The following is a 14,527-nucleotide window of genomic DNA, read 5'->3' on the forward strand; positions in this document are numbered from 1 at the left end:
CCTGTAATGCAAAATAAAAAAGACTGTTGATGATTGATTCAACAGCCTTTTTTTATTTTGTATTTTTTGTAACCTTTTTCTATTTCTTACGATTAATTAATGTTGAAAAAATACGGGAGGATGTAAATGATGAAAAAGCTGAATAAAGTGATTTTTTTGGTAACAACTGCAACTCTACTTGCTACTACGCCAATCTATCTGACGAATAATGGTCAAGTGCTGGCGGAGGAGAGCAAGGCAAAGGAGCTTGCACCTGAATGGAAAGGGAAGGTAGAGCTTGCAATCCAAAAGGTAAAGGAAAGGCTGCCGTATTTAGCCGATTTTTCTTACAGTACGCTAAATATTCGTGAAAAAAAGGATGGAACGAATCGCATCAGCGTCATCTTGCAAACGTCCAAGGAGAAGAAGAAACCGTCTTTTGAATTCAGTTTGGATAAACAAGGGAATCCCGATGGGTTTAGCTACTACGAGGAATTTCCCGAAGAAGGAAGGCCGGAGATTGAGCATGACAAAGTAAAGAGTAAGGCAACAGATTTTATGAAACAATGGTATGGTCCAGATATGGGCGGCTTTGCCTATAACCCTAACTATTCACACGGCAACGAGGCCCATTTTACAAAACTGGTAAACGGACTTCCGTATCTGAATATCAATGTTCTTCTAACCGTAAACAGCAAGGGGGAAGTCATATCGAAAGGGTCAGGCTTATATAATCTCGGGGGCGATGATGCACCAGCCCTCGAAGATTTGAAGTTTGCTGATCCTAAGGAAGCCATATCCAAGGATCAGGCTGAAAAAGCCTTCGCCAAACACCTGAAGCTCTTTTATTTGAAACAGCCACTAGAGGGATGGAACGAGAAAACGAAGGAATACTTGTATGGCTCTCCTACCTTACGCTACAAATCGGAATTCTCGGAATTTATCGATGCCAAAACAGGCATGGAAGTTCCTCCTTATGTCGGTTCGACGAAAGAGGAGAGTACATATAATCCCATTGTCAGAGTGAATCCTGTCGGTAAGGAAGTAACCGTAAAGACGCCAGAGGAAGCGGTAGCTATGTTCGCTGCTTTTGGGATCGAGAGCAAAGCTGAAAAAATAAAAGAAGGCATTTCTGAAGATACGAAAGGTAAGGAATATACACATGAAATCAATAAAGACTTGGAGGCTATCATTGTAACGGAGGAAGAAACAGGACGATTCATGAGCTACGGTGTGGTTGACAAGAAAAAGAAAGAAAGAGAATACCCTGAAGAGGATCCAAACGGAAAGAAATGGATAACGCCAGAAGAATCGATGAAACTAGCTATTACTGCGCTGGAAAAGTACGGACCAAAGCATTTAAAAGAAGTGATGCCGATTGGGACAGCAGAGTTTCGACAGAGAGGCGCTGAGCAGGGTTTCAAGTTTGTAAGTGTACACGAAGGGATTCCTGTTCTGGATGATGAGATTTCTATCAGAATAGACCGTATCACGGGAGAGGTGATAGGTCTGCATATGGAGGATGTATCTTGGGAACCGCTCATTCTGCCTGACCTCAAAAAGGCTGTATCACATGAGCAGGCGCTAAAGGAATACTTGAAAGTGCGTCCACTGGAGCTACAATATTTCACACCGGGTGCCGATATTGTGTCGGATAACCCAAGTTATCAACCCATTCTGGTGTACAGAACAGCCATATCTCTCGACCACGAAGAAATTGATGCCCTAACCGGCAAATTTACCACCACAGGTGAAATGCATTACAGTCCGTACTAAGACAGGAGGCTAACCCGTGCAGGAGGATATCGAGCAGCGGATTAGCGCGATCTATCATGCTCACTATCAGGACGTTTACTACTTTCTGCTCCATTTTACCGGAAATCAGAATGATGCCGAGGATTTGACGCAGGAGGTTTTTACGAGAGTGTTAAAAGGGCTCGCCGGATTTGATGGCAGAGTCACTCTGAAAACATGGCTCTTCTCTATTGCCAAGCATGCGGCGATCGACCAGTATCGTAAGCAGAAGGTCAAGTCCTTTTTCTCGGAAAACTGGCTGATGAAGCTGGCGACCAAGGAAGGGAGTCCGGAAAACGTCCTGACCAAGAGGGAAAACGTTCGTGAGCTGAAGCAAGCGATCCAAAAGCTAGCGCCCCATTATCGTCTGGTTCTGATTTTGCGCTGCATCGAGGAATACAGCGTCAAGGAGACGGCAGAAATTCTGGGTGTATCGGAATCCAAGGTGAAAGTAAACACCCATCGGGCATTAAAGCTGGTCAAAGAAATGATGGATCATACGGAGGAAGGGGGTTTTCTAAATGAGTGGGCTAGAGGATGAGAAGCTGACGGTCCAACTGCGAGGGTTAAGAAGGCAGGATCCGCCCCCACGTCAGGAATTTGTCACCTATTTGGATCAGACACTGGTGAAAAAAGCAAGACAGATGAAGAATAGGCAAAAAGTGTACCACGTGCTTTCGGTGCCAGGAGGTGTAGCAGCCGCAGTAGCGTTGGCTCTTTTCGTGGCTATGCCTGTTGGAAAAGAATCGCAAGAGGGAACGAGCGGTATCCGTTCCGAGGAGCGTCCAGTGACTGTATCTCTATCGGAAAAAATGGGAGTAACACCGCAAGAACCTGTTAGCAAACAACAGCCAGTGAAGCGGGAGGAAGGACAGACCAAACAAAGCAGAGAACAAGCTGTTGAACCGAAGACGCAGTCGTTCGCGAATAAACAAGCACAGCAAAAAGAAGCAACATCCAACAGCAATGGGCCTGCGCTGTCTATAGAGAAATATATGCAACAAAAACTGGGTGATAAAAGCAAGCAGTATCGAATGGTTTCGAGCCAACAGGAAACGAATACAGCCGTCTTTCAACGCGAGATCAACGGTGTTCCTTTCGTAGATAGCGTCGTGAAGGTTCGACTGGAGGAGGATGGAAGGCCAAAGGGCATGGTTATGGAAGAGAGTATCCATGCAGAGGCAGAGCTTTCGTTATTTCCCAGTCCAGCAAAGGCGATTTCCAAAGAAGAGGCCCTTCAAAGGCTGACGGTCAATTTGAAACCAGAAGAAGCGGCGACCTTCTCTGGCTATATCAATGCATTGAATGGAGAAGTGCTGGACAAGCATTTTCAAAGCCTGACAGCAGGTAGCGGCTACAACCTCATCCCGATTCAGGCACAAGCGAAGCCATTAAAGGCCAGCTCAAAAGAAGAGATAGCCTCCCTTATTCAGCATGAGTTCGGTGTTCATATAGGAGGGGAAAATCGTCCTGTGGCAACGCTTAAGGGCGAAACGTTCATGGAATACAGATGGAAAGTCGCAGATGCTACCTATCTCACTGCACGATTTGCAAGCCCGTCTGGTCAATTGCTGACATATCGAATGAAAAAACGGACGGATTCAGAAACTCTCCCGGAACTGTCCCAAGCAGAAGCTGCCCAAATGGGGGCTAAAAAGCTGGAGTCCTATCTGCCAACATCGATCACGCAGCTTGCAATGGATGGTGCGGCGGTAGAGGGGTCTGCCATCAGACTTGATTTTACTGCCATTGCACAGGGAGTACGATTAGACAGTCACCCGTATAAAGTCTGGGTGGATGGCACGAGCAAGCAAGTAATAGGGATGGAGGGGGATTTTACTGAGGGCGGGAAGGTATTAACTGAGCCTATTAAAGGTAACGGTCCCCGATTGGAACTGATTTATGTTTGGCCGGAAAGAAACGGAAAAAGGACGTCAGCACCCTATCTTGTGTATCAGGTAAAACAGTAAGAAACGATAGAGTAATGATCCGCTTAAGACCACTCAAGATTTTTTTGGGGGGTCTTTTTTATGAAGGGAAAAAGGAATTCAACACATATTACTTTGTCACACATAGTAATATGTGCTATGTTATAGCTACGAGGTGAACGAGATGAGTGACAGCAGTATCAGCAGTGACGTTATCCGCGGTCATATCGATACGATTATTCTTCGTGTCCTGTGTGACGGCGATAACTATGGATACGAAATCATCAAAGCCATTTTCAAAAACAGCGGCGGGCGTTACGAGCTGAAAGAGCCTTCCTTGTATACCAGCCTGAAAAGATTAGAGTCACAAAAGCTGATCGCTTCGTACTGGGGAGATGAGAGCCAGGGGGGCAGACGCAAATATTATCAGGTGACAGAAGCGGGGAGAGAGTCGTACGAAAGAGCCTTGGCATCTTGGAAGGTCGCCAAAGAATTGATTGACCAGCTCATCGAAAGGCGGGAGGAAGTGTGATGGAGAGTTTACGGCACCATGTCGATCAATTGTTTCAAAAATACAGAGGAAGTAAACAAATCGAAGAGCTCAAATGGGAAGTATTGAGCAATCTGGAGGCAAAGGTCGCCGACTTAGTCGCAGATGGGCTATCACTGGATGAAGCCGTGCAAAAAGCAAAGGCCAATCTCCCTTCGATTGATTCGATTGTCGGAGAACGCCGCAAGGTATACATACTTCCACTCCTGCAAGAATGGTTGCAGCTCGGATTGCTGTACGGACTCATTGCTTGGATTGTGACAATGCCCTTGCGAATCTGGGGAATGGGTATCTTTTTGAACTATGGTCTGTTTGCGACTTGTATCCTCATGGGTATCGTCTATTTGATCTTGCTAGGGATCAACCGACCTGCTTCTTCTCATCATTTGACCCGCATGAATGTGCGATCTGCCTTTTTATTGCGAAAAACGGGTTGGATGCTGTGGGTGCTTTATATTGTCGGGAAACTCGTGTTTACGACTGCACTCTATTTTGGTAGCAATCTATGGTTTTCAAAGCCAGTGAATCTTTCTGGACCGTATCAATTCGCTACCATTGCCGTAGCGTATGTGCTGCCTTTTTTCTCCATCCTCATACCACTGTGGCTCCACGCCATTCCGCGGCTTATTTTGAAATACGATGCAGGGGAAGGTGATGTCATTGCGAAATAAAATCATACTTACGTTGGTTCTCGTCGGGGTTGTCCTGTTCATGGTCATTCAGATTGTCATTCTCCCGGAGAACGAAGCGCAATCGGAGCAGTATCAATTGGCTCAGCAAAGCCAGCTGACTCACGATTTGGAATCCATTTTGCCATACAAGAACAAGTACATGGGCGCTACTTCGAATCTGGTTATGTTCAATCATTTGCCGTTGAGTGATCGCAAGCGTACCTTTCAGCTCCGTCCGGAGAAGTTTACGATTGAGATCCATTACGAGGACAAAGCGACCGACATCGAGGCGAAACTGTTCAAGCAAGCAATGCTGTATAATTCTGTGGCAGCCTTTGCGCTGGTAGACAATTTGCAAACTGTCGAATATCGTTTTGCAGATACTACGACTATTGCCACACGAGTAGCCATGCAAGACCTCTTCGGGGAGGATTTAGCATCGCTTTTGACAAAAGAAAAGTGGCGGACAAGTGTGCAGGACAAGTTGCGGGATGATCAATTTGTTGAAGAGGGGATGGCGAAAATACAGAGTATATAGTGAAAGTGGTAAAACGGAAGGCTATTCACGTGGTAATCCCTCTACGGTGTTTCTCTCCCAGAGCGAATTCTTCATAGATTACCGCCATCTCTTTTCCTATGTTTATCACAGTAAGATCATAGAAAAAAGGGGCGAGCCTGTTACTCGTCCCTTTTGCTTTTAGATAAATACATGTAGCAACAAATAGATAGCTGCAGCGAGCAATGCAGAGATCGGCAGCGTGATAAACCAGGTGATCACGATACGTTTGGCGACGCCCCAATTGACGCTCTTCAGCCGTTTGGCCGCACCGACCCCCATGATCCCGGAAGAGATGACATGAGTAGAGCTGACAGGCAATCCTAGCTGCGTAAAGGTAAAAATGATGGAAGACGAGGTGAGATCGGCAGTAGCCCCATTAATCGGTTCAATCTTAGTGATTTTGCCCCCGACCGTCTTGATGATTTTCCAGCCTCCGACAGAGGTTCCCAAACCCATCGCGAGCGCACAAATGAACTGCACCCAGAAAGGAATCGTGCTCGTGTCTGCATGCAGGTCTGCGGCGACGAGAGCGAAGACGATAATGCCCATCGCTTTCTGTGCGTCATTCGTTCCATGAGTAAAGGATTGCAGGGCCGCCGTGAAAATCTGAAAGAAGCGAAAGCCCCGGTTGACCTTGGTAGGAGGAACCATGATCCGACTGAAAATGAAGTAAACCAAATTCATCATGAGGTAAGCGGCAGCCAGCGCAATTACGGGCGACACAATAAGCGCCTGGAAGATTTTCAAAAAACCAGCCCAGTTGATTTGCGCGCTCCCGGCGGAAGCGAGGACTGCCCCTACGAGTGAACCGATGAGAGCGTGAGACGAACTGCTGGGGATTCCGTACCACCACGTAATCAAATTCCAAAGGATCGCAGACAGGAGAGCAGCCATGACTACAAGCACACCGAATTCCAGCTTGGTAGGATCGGCGATATCTCCACCTATCGTTTTGGCGACCCCGGTAAATGTCAGGGCACCGATAAAGTTCATGATAGCTGCCAGTCCAATGGCAATTTTAGGTGGGAGAGCCTTGGTGGATACAGTGGTTGCGATGGCATTGGCTGTATCATGAAAGCCGTTGATAAAGTCAAAGAAAACAGCCAGGATGATAACGGCAATAACAAGGGGAAGGCTCGTATACATGAAAGTAGGTCTCCTTGTTTAAGAGTTGCCCATGATCACGGATTCCATCGCATCTGCGACATCCTCGCAATGATCCATGACATCTTCGAGCACTTCGTAAACCTCTTTGAGCTGCATGATGTGAATCGGATCGCTTGAGGTTTTGAACAATTGCCGGATGCTCCCCCGCACCAATTCATCCCCTTCGCTTTCCAAATCATTAATGCGGATGATGTACTCCTTCATAGCGGACAACTTTTGCTTTTGGAGCAGTTCGATGGCGAGAAGAATTTGCTTGGTAGCTTCTTCGATGAGTTGACCGAAACGCACCATCGTTTGATCTGGTTCCATGATGTCGTACATATACAGCCGCGAAGCGCAAAACTCCAATCCGTCCAGCACATCATCCAGCTTGACGGCAAGGTCCAGCACATCCTCACGCTCGATGGCGGTAATAAAGGTCTTGTTGATTTGCACGATGATTTCATGGATGAGCTTGTCGCCTTTTGTTTCGTACTCTTTCATTGCTGTAGAAAAGGTTTTGACAGTCTCTAATGAAGTGATTTTGTATTCATTAAAATAGATCGCCGTCTGATGCACATTTTTCGCAATCTCATACAAGTCATCCAAGAGTGCATCCGATTTGGTAAAAAGCATTAAACAAACCTCCACTTCGAAAACCCGAATAGGAGTATTTTGAGTGGAGGGGATGGGGATTATTCACTTTTTCATGAACTCTTTACGAGAAGAGTAATTGGGCTGCCATATAGAAGGCCACTCCCCACATAATCACAGCCGAAACCATATTCAGACCACGCTGCAATTTTCCGGACCGGTCCAATCGTCCTGCTGTACGACCAGCTACAGAAAGGCCGAAAAACCAGAAACAGGATACGAGGATGCAAGCAACAGTAAAGCCCCACTTTTCTGTTCCCGAATAGCTGAGTGAGCTGGTGCCGATCACCCCGATTGTGTCGAGAATCGCATGCGGATTCAACAAAGAGACAGAGGCAGCAAACATGATTTGCTTTTTGGCCGAAAAGCGCTCTTTCTCTCCAGTCTCAGTATTTGGACGGCTAAGCCACGTTAAATATCCCATATACACCAAAAAGAAGAAGCCGACGACATATAACACCGTTTTCAGCCATGTAACTGTCAATACGACCAAAGAGACTCCCAATACCGCCAGCAAAATGAGCAGGGTATCACAGAGTGCCGCAGTCAGTACGACGGGCATGGCGCGAAGTAATGTAGGTTGTAAAGCCCCCTGATTAAAAACGAAAACATTTTGTGCGCCGAGCGGTAAAATAAGTCCAAAAGCAAGCACAAAACCGTGTAAAATCGCTTCCAGCATGATCATTTCCTCCCCGTTTCTCTCTCGATGCAAAGGCTATTTGCATTACTGTCATTATTCACGGTTGTGAATCTGTTGTCTCCAGCCAATTGGTTTACATCCAAACCAACCAATTTGTACAATGATAAGACGAGGAGGAATGTGCCTGTGCTGACGATAGACTGGAAGCCTGACAAATTATCAGATATACCGATCTACGCGCAGATCGTGGCTTATATCAAGGGGAAGATTGCAGGCGGAGAGTGGCCGATTAATAGTAAATTGCCAACACAAAGAGCGTTGGCGCAAGCCTTTGATGTAAACCGCAGCACAGTGGTGACGGCGTTGGAAGAGCTAAAGGCGGATGGCTTCATTGAAGCAACAGTAGGCAGTGGCTCCGTCGTAAGCAATAATACGTGGTCCTTATTGACGACCGCGCCGCCACCCAATTGGCTGGGCTACGTTCAGGCAGGAGCGCATCTCCCCAATTCGCAGACGATTCAGGATATCAATCGTTATGAGCCAGACCCGAGGTACATTCGTTTGGGCACAGGTGAGCTGTCGCCCGCCTTGATTCCTGTTGCGGAGATGGAAGCGGTCATGGCTAGCTTGCAGGGCAAAATGACTCATCTCGGATATTCGGAGCCAAAAGGGCTGTTGCCTTTACGCCAAGCGATCAGCAATCATTTGCGGAGCAGGGGGATCGAAGCTTCACCGGCGTCTATTTTGGTCGTTTCGGGGGCCCTTCAGGCCTTACAGTTGATATCGATTGGCATCCTTCACCGTGGATCTGCCATCTTGCTCGAACAGCCTTCGTATTTATTCTCTCTGCCTTTGTTTCCATCATCGGGAATGCGTCTGGTTGGTGTACCGATGGATGCGGAAGGAATCTCTCCTCAAGTGCTTACGAGACAAAAACAGGCGCATAATGCGGCGCTGCTCTATACGATTTCGGCTTACCACAATCCGACTGGGATTAGCCTGTCAGAGAATCGAAGGGAGCAAGTGCTGGCCGCATGCGAGCGGGAGAGGCTGCCTGTGCTAGAAGACGATGTCTATGGGGAATTGTGGTTAGACGAACCGGGGCCATTGCCGTTGAAGGCGAGGGATCAGAGCGGGTTGGTGTTGTATTTGGGCAGCTTGTCAAAAACACTCAGTCCGGGGCTGCGGATCGGCTGGATTGTAGGACCTGAGCCTGTCATTGAACGCCTCGCGGATGTGAAAATGCAGACGGACTACGGAGCGAGTGCGATTTCCCAATGGGTGGCGACAGAGTGGCTCACCAGCGAGAGATATTCCCGGCATCTGGATCGGCTAAGAGCGGCACTGCGACACAGAAGGGACAGGATGTGCGAATGGCTTACTCGCTGGTTTGACGATCTGGCAGATTGGCGTATTCCACATGGCGGTTTTTATATTTGGCTGCGCCTGCATCAGGCTGTTTCGATGCGCAAGCTTTTTACGGGAGCATTGGCAAAAGGTGTCCTTCTAAATCCCGGTTTTGTTTATGATCAGACGGATAGTCATCACCTTCGCTTGTCCTATGTATACGCAGAGGAAGCCGACATGGAAAAGGCGTTATTTGTCTTATCGCAGCTCTTGCGTGGCAAGAGTTAATGGAAAGAAGACACCTGCTTGGGTCAGGTGTCTTCTGCCTATCAATGATAAGGGAACTGTGTGGAGTACCCGCTAAACTGCTGATACGCTTGCTGAAGTTGTTGCTGTTCGGCAGCTTCTAGCTTGTACCATCCTTTTTGGAACATGAGATTAAAAGCATCGCGTGCTGACTGATGGGTTTCGTTCAAAATTTGTACCATGTCATCATAAAGCTGCTGGTGGCTGGCTTCCCGAACGGCGACGTTAAAGTTATCCGTCAAATACTTGCACGTAGCCAGACAATCGTTGAGGTAGTCACGATCGTTCATTTGCGGCCCTTTTACTTGCGGCAGTTGACCGGATTGCGGATTGGCGATCTTGTTTTGGTTTGGCATCCCGATTCCTCCCTTATTGCATTTGGTGTTGTGGTTGGGATTGCTGTTGCTGGGACTGTGTCTGCGGAATGGTCGCCATCACTGCGGTGTTGTTGTTTTGCAGGTGACTCAGCAGCTTTTGATAGTGTCGCTGGTGCATTTGTCCTTGTTGTTCTAAACATTGCTTGACCTGGGGATCAGTAGCTTGCTGTGCGAAAGCATGCAACTTTTTGAAAGTGATCAGTTCCCATGACAAAGCATCCTTGAGATAGCTCAAGTCCTTTGTCGTAATGACCTTAGGCGGTTCAGGAATGGGAGCTTGTGTAAAGGGCTTGGAGGACAGGATGGATGGCATTGGGTTGCTCCTTTCAGATGGAATCATATATAGGATGAGCAACAAGTCAGGATGTAACCCCTGAGGATTGCAGCCAAAAAAAATCCGGTCGCAAAGGACCGGATCAGGATAGCTCCAGCGAAGAAACGACGATGTCGATGCTGGCGGGAGCGATATTGAGACAATATTGAGCTTCTTTGTACAACGTAGATTGAATGGCATGGATAAGTGCTGGAATATTTGTCATGTAAGGCAGTTGAAGAGCAATCGAAACCTGAAACCGTGGCAAATCCTCAAAGCTGGAGACGATCTTGACCACATGATGGACCTCATCAAACTGGTTGCAGGTCGCTTCCACGATTTTTCGCAACACGTGGGGATGAATCATGATACGTCCGCCTGAAAACGGAGGATGAACCACGGTTGTTTCCCCAATGACTTCCTTTTTCGAGCTGAAAATCTGTTGGGCAGAGGAGATGAGACGCTGGAGGAAATCTTTTTCTACCTCCACACGCGGAATCGGTATCGTATGCTTGCCCATTGTTTCCCTCACGTAGCGGGCAGCCTCAATTTCCTGCGGCGGCTTGATGGATTCAATCGGGATGAAGTCCACCTGAAAAGGCAAATGCAGCGCTTCGACGATACGATCGATCATCCGCTGCGAAGTTCCTAACACGAGTAGTCGGCTTGGTTGAATCTCGCCAAGACTTCGCCGTACTTCTTCAGCGTGCTCCTTGTAATGAAAAATAGCTCGTTTTACCGCCTGAATTTTTGTCTTCTCATATTTGGCAGAGGTTCCGGCCACCTTGCGTCCCTGGTAAATCAGGATGCCATCATCAATAATGGCGTCGATGTTCATTCGATGAGCAAGTTCTAATGCACTGGTGCTTTTTCCTGTTCCACTGGTGCCGTACAAGGCGTAAATTTCCATGGGACCTCCTTCATCATTTTTCACGACTATGCTTGATCTTTTTTATTATACATGACTAGGAGAAGGGACAAAACGACTTTACTGATATTGTGCCCCCATCTCCCGCGATCTTTCGGCAGCACGCAGGATGGCCGCAGTGACGGCCTCCTGGAACTGATAGGCTTCCAATACTTCCAGCCCTGCCTGAGTCGTTCCACCCGGGCTCGTTACTTTTTGGCGGAGAATCGAAGGTTCTTCTCGTGTATCGAGCAGCATATGTGCCGCGCCAATCACGGTTTGCAGCGTTAATTGGCGTGCCATTTCCCGATCCAGTCCCGCTGTGGCACCTGCCCCCATCATGGCCTCTACCAAATAGTAAATATAAGCAGGACCGCTTCCAGACAATCCAGTAATGATGTCCAGCTCTTCCTCGGCGACTTCATATACGGTGCCAATTGCTTCGAAAAGTTTGGTAGCCAGCTCGCGGTGCTCTTCCTGGACAAAAGGATTCGCGCACAGTCCTGTAGCAGACAGACCAACCGCGGATGATGTATTGGGCATCGTGCGGATGATCGGGCACTCTGCACCGAGCCACTCTCCGATCAAGCTGGTGGAGACGCCAGCGACCACCGAAATGATCAGTTGGTCGGAACGAACGACCCCGCGTAGATCCTGCAAAGCCTCTGCTGCATCCTTCGGCTTGATGGCCAAAATCAAAATATCGGAAGAACGGACTACCTCAAGTTTGTCTTGGGTAGCAGTTACCCCGTAGTCATTTGCCAACTGCTCCAAACGCCCCATGTTGTTGCGGTTGGAGACGGTAATACGCTCAGAAGGGAGTAAGCCTTTCTTTACGATACCGGAAAGCATAGCTTCCACGATCGAGCCTGCACCGAGAAAACCGATCCGCCCTTCTGTAATCGCTGTTGCTTGGTTACTCATGATGATTCCCTCCCATTGGACTAGCGGATTTGGCCGTTTCCGCGTACGACATACTTGTAAGAAGTGAGCGCTGGCAAGCCCATTGGTCCACGAGCATGGAGCTTTTGCGTGCTGATGCCGATCTCGGCACCAAAGCCGAATTCTCCACCATCTGTAAAGCGGGTAGAGGCGTTGTGATAAACCGCTGTGGCATCGATTGCAGTCAAAAACTGACGGGCTGCGATTTCATCCTCCGTTACGATTGCCTCGGAATGGCCGGAAGTATGCGCTGTAATATGTTCAATGGCCTCGCTCAAGCTATCGACAGTGCGAACCGCCAGAATCAGCGCTGAGTATTCCGTATCCCAATCTTCTTCCGTTGCATGGTGCAGTTGAGTAGCGAGATCGGAATGCAGATCTATCGTACGCTCACAAGCGCGGAGCTCGACGCCCTTCGCCAGGAGCTTTTGGAGCAAGGCACGTTGATTTTCCTGTGGCCAACTGCGGTGCACGAGCAGTGTTTCGGCAGCATTGCATACAGCAGGTCGACTTGCTTTGGCATTGATCACGATGCTTTCAGCCATGTCATATTGAGCCGCTTCATCCACATAAATGTGGCAGTTGCCGACGCCTGTTTCGAGTACAGGAACGCTTGCGATTTGCAGAACCCGCTGGATCAGTCCTGCGCCACCCCGCGGGATGATGACATCGACGAGACCATTGGCGGTGCACAAGTAATCGACAGAGGCATGCTCGGCAAAAGGCAAGTACTGCACCGCTTCTGCGTCAAGTCCGGTCGCAGTGAGCGCTTGACGAATGCTAGCCACCAACGCGAGATTGCTGTGAACAGCGCTGTGGCTGCCGCGCAAGACGATTGCATTGCCTGTTTTGATGGCGATAGCAGCTGCGTCAACGGTGACGTTCGGTCTGGCTTCGTACACCATTCCAATGACGCCGAGAGGGACGCGGATTTGTTCGATGAAAAGTCCGTTTGGACGTGTCCACGAGTCGATTCGTTCCCCGACCGGATCATCGAGGGATACGAGTTGCGCCAGGCTATCCACGAGCTGTGTCATTCGCTCCGGCGTCAGTAGAAGACGATCCAGGTAGGAGGCAGGCTGACCGTCTGCTTCCGCGAGTGCGAGATCCTTGGCGTTTTCTGCGAGAATGACGGCTTCATCAGCCAGCAACTGGTTGCCGATTGCGACGAGCACCTGGTCTTTTTCTTTGCGAGAGAGTAGAGCTATTTTTCGTGAAGCCTGTTTGGCCAGGCTCAAATGTGTATGCACTTTTTGCTTCAAGCTTTCCATGGTTTCTCCAACTCCTTCTTTCTATCTACATGGATTCGTTTAGCTGACAGGCGTCCATTCATCTCGATGTATAACAGTACCGCTGTGTCGCGTTACGTTATCAGGGGAAAGAAAATCGCTTACCTGTGATGCAGTGAATCTGCTGATACCGCGGCCAATCAACGTCCCCTCACAGTAAACCTCGATAACCTCACCTTGCTCGAACATGCCGGATACATCGCGGACACCTGCCAAGAGCAAGCTCTTTCTGTTTTCCAAAATCGCTTCCGCTGCACCGCTATCAACCGTGATTTTTCCACGGGTAGGGGAGTGAAGCGCAATCCATTGCTTGCGGGTAGGAACACCGTTCGTTGCAGGCGCTTCTGGATGGTAGTTGACGTAGGTGCCATTCCCGTCGCCAGTAAGGACATCCTGCAAATCAATGGGATTCGCCAATTTTCCGATAAAACTCGGAATTCCTAATGATTGGGCGGTTTTTGCTGCGATCAGCTTGGAGCGCATACCGCCTGTTCCCAGTTGGGAAGCTCCGCCTGCAAGTGCCTCGATTTCGTCCGTCACACTTTCGAGCCAGCCTATGTGTTTGGCATCAGCATGATAACGCGGGTCTTTGTCGTACAGGCCATTCGTATCAGTCAGGATCATATACAAATCAGCATGGATGAGACCAGCGACGAGTGCACCCAGCATATCATTGTCTCCGAAGGTCAATTCCGCTACGGATACCGTGTCGTTCTCATTGATGATTGGCAAAATGTTTTTATCTAAAAGCAGTGACAACGTGGAAAACGCGTGCTGATACCGTTCCTTGTGAGAAAAGTCACTGCGTGTGAGCAAGATTTGCGCCACGCTGAAGTTGTGGGCGCCGAACATTTGCGTATAGGTTTGCATCAACAGGCTTTGCCCGATGGCTGCCGCTGCTTGCTTGGCTGCCAAGGCCCGCGGTCGCTGCTGATAGCCGAGACTTTGATAGCCGCTGGCGACAGCTCCCGAGGAGACTAAGACAACCTGATGACCCGCTTCGCGCAATTGGCTGATAGCGGAGACGAGCAGCGACATTTTCGCCGGATCAACACCGCCTGTAGCTGCTGCAATCGAACTGCTCCCCACCTTTACTACCAAACGCAATTTCCCCTTTTTCATGCA

General features: G+C 48.7%; 16 protein-coding genes. 7 read left to right on the forward strand and 9 right to left on the reverse strand.

Annotated elements, in window-relative coordinates; translation table 11 throughout:
- Window positions 1-129: 129 nt before the first annotated feature.
- The 6 genes from E8L90_RS28285 to E8L90_RS28310 all read left to right on the forward strand — a co-directional run bounded on the left by E8L90_RS28285 (window position 130) and on the right by E8L90_RS28310 (window position 5,460).
- Window positions 130-1,755, forward strand: coding sequence for a YcdB/YcdC domain-containing protein (locus E8L90_RS28285; protein WP_244297436.1), 1,626 nt, complete (start codon window positions 130-132; stop codon window positions 1,753-1,755).
- Window positions 1,756-1,771: 16 nt separating this feature from the next.
- Window positions 1,772-2,314, forward strand: coding sequence for an RNA polymerase sigma factor (locus E8L90_RS28290; RefSeq protein WP_137032734.1), 543 nt, complete (start codon window positions 1,772-1,774; stop codon window positions 2,312-2,314).
- A complete protein-coding gene (locus E8L90_RS28295; RefSeq protein ID WP_137032736.1) occupies window positions 2,295-3,743 on the forward strand; it encodes a hypothetical protein in 1,449 nt (482 codons plus the stop codon). Before E8L90_RS28290 ends, E8L90_RS28295 begins: the two co-directional genes overlap by 20 nt.
- A gap of 142 nt (window positions 3,744-3,885) precedes the next feature.
- Window positions 3,886-4,233: a PadR family transcriptional regulator gene (locus tag E8L90_RS28300; RefSeq protein ID WP_137032738.1), complete on the forward strand. Its 348-nt coding sequence runs from the start codon at window positions 3,886-3,888 to the stop codon at window positions 4,231-4,233.
- Window positions 4,233-4,922 carry a permease prefix domain 1-containing protein gene (locus E8L90_RS28305; RefSeq protein WP_137032740.1) on the forward strand — a complete coding sequence of 230 codons (690 nt, stop codon included), beginning with the start codon at window positions 4,233-4,235 and terminating at the stop codon, window positions 4,920-4,922. Before E8L90_RS28300 ends, E8L90_RS28305 begins: the two co-directional genes overlap by 1 nt.
- Complete coding sequence (locus E8L90_RS28310) at window positions 4,906-5,460, forward strand: DUF4825 domain-containing protein (RefSeq protein WP_244297438.1); 555 nt, start codon at window positions 4,906-4,908, stop codon at window positions 5,458-5,460. The genes E8L90_RS28305 and E8L90_RS28310 overlap by 17 nt, the downstream gene beginning before the upstream one ends.
- A gap of 159 nt (window positions 5,461-5,619) precedes the next feature.
- Here the strand turns inward: E8L90_RS28310 and E8L90_RS28315 are convergent, their stop codons facing one another.
- The 3 genes from E8L90_RS28315 to E8L90_RS28325 all read right to left on the reverse strand — a co-directional run bounded on the left by E8L90_RS28315 (window position 5,620) and on the right by E8L90_RS28325 (window position 7,960).
- A complete protein-coding gene (locus E8L90_RS28315; RefSeq protein WP_137032744.1) occupies window positions 5,620-6,627 on the reverse strand; it encodes an inorganic phosphate transporter in 1,008 nt (335 codons plus the stop codon).
- An 18-nt stretch (window positions 6,628-6,645) separates the two neighbouring features.
- The gene (locus tag E8L90_RS28320) at window positions 6,646-7,263 is read right to left on the reverse strand and encodes a DUF47 domain-containing protein (RefSeq protein WP_137032746.1); all 618 of its coding nucleotides are present in this window, start codon (window positions 7,261-7,263) and stop codon (window positions 6,646-6,648) included.
- Between the two features lie 82 nt (window positions 7,264-7,345).
- Window positions 7,346-7,960 carry a LysE/ArgO family amino acid transporter gene (locus E8L90_RS28325; protein ID WP_137032748.1) on the reverse strand — a complete coding sequence of 205 codons (615 nt, stop codon included), beginning with the start codon at window positions 7,958-7,960 and terminating at the stop codon, window positions 7,346-7,348.
- Window positions 7,961-8,107: 147 nt separating this feature from the next.
- Between E8L90_RS28325 and E8L90_RS28330 the strand changes: the two genes are divergently transcribed.
- The gene (locus E8L90_RS28330; protein ID WP_137032750.1) at window positions 8,108-9,556 is read left to right on the forward strand and encodes an aminotransferase-like domain-containing protein; all 1,449 of its coding nucleotides are present in this window, start codon (window positions 8,108-8,110) and stop codon (window positions 9,554-9,556) included.
- A 41-nt stretch (window positions 9,557-9,597) separates the two neighbouring features.
- Here E8L90_RS28330 and E8L90_RS28335 read toward each other — a convergent pair whose 3' ends face one another.
- The 6 genes from E8L90_RS28335 to proB form a co-directional block, all read right to left on the reverse strand.
- Complete coding sequence (locus E8L90_RS28335; RefSeq protein ID WP_137032752.1) at window positions 9,598-9,930, reverse strand: spore coat protein; 333 nt, start codon at window positions 9,928-9,930, stop codon at window positions 9,598-9,600.
- 13 nt (window positions 9,931-9,943) lie between these two features.
- Window positions 9,944-10,264, reverse strand: coding sequence for a ferritin-like domain-containing protein (locus E8L90_RS28340; RefSeq protein ID WP_137032753.1), 321 nt, complete (start codon window positions 10,262-10,264; stop codon window positions 9,944-9,946).
- Between the two features lie 103 nt (window positions 10,265-10,367).
- Window positions 10,368-11,174: a hypothetical protein gene (locus E8L90_RS28345; protein ID WP_137032755.1), complete on the reverse strand. Its 807-nt coding sequence runs from the start codon at window positions 11,172-11,174 to the stop codon at window positions 10,368-10,370.
- Between the two features lie 78 nt (window positions 11,175-11,252).
- Window positions 11,253-12,095, reverse strand: coding sequence for a pyrroline-5-carboxylate reductase (gene proC, locus E8L90_RS28350; protein WP_137032757.1), 843 nt, complete (start codon window positions 12,093-12,095; stop codon window positions 11,253-11,255).
- Between the two features lie 20 nt (window positions 12,096-12,115).
- Window positions 12,116-13,384: a glutamate-5-semialdehyde dehydrogenase gene (locus E8L90_RS28355; protein ID WP_137032758.1), complete on the reverse strand. Its 1,269-nt coding sequence runs from the start codon at window positions 13,382-13,384 to the stop codon at window positions 12,116-12,118.
- A gap of 39 nt (window positions 13,385-13,423) precedes the next feature.
- On the reverse strand, window positions 13,424-14,524 hold the full coding sequence (gene proB, locus E8L90_RS28360) for a glutamate 5-kinase (RefSeq protein WP_137032760.1): 1,101 nt from the start codon (window positions 14,522-14,524) through the stop codon (window positions 13,424-13,426).
- Between the last annotated feature and the right edge of the window lie 3 nt (window positions 14,525-14,527).

This window comes from Brevibacillus antibioticus (genome assembly GCF_005217615.1).
Classification (GTDB): domain Bacteria; phylum Bacillota; class Bacilli; order Brevibacillales; family Brevibacillaceae; genus Brevibacillus; species Brevibacillus antibioticus.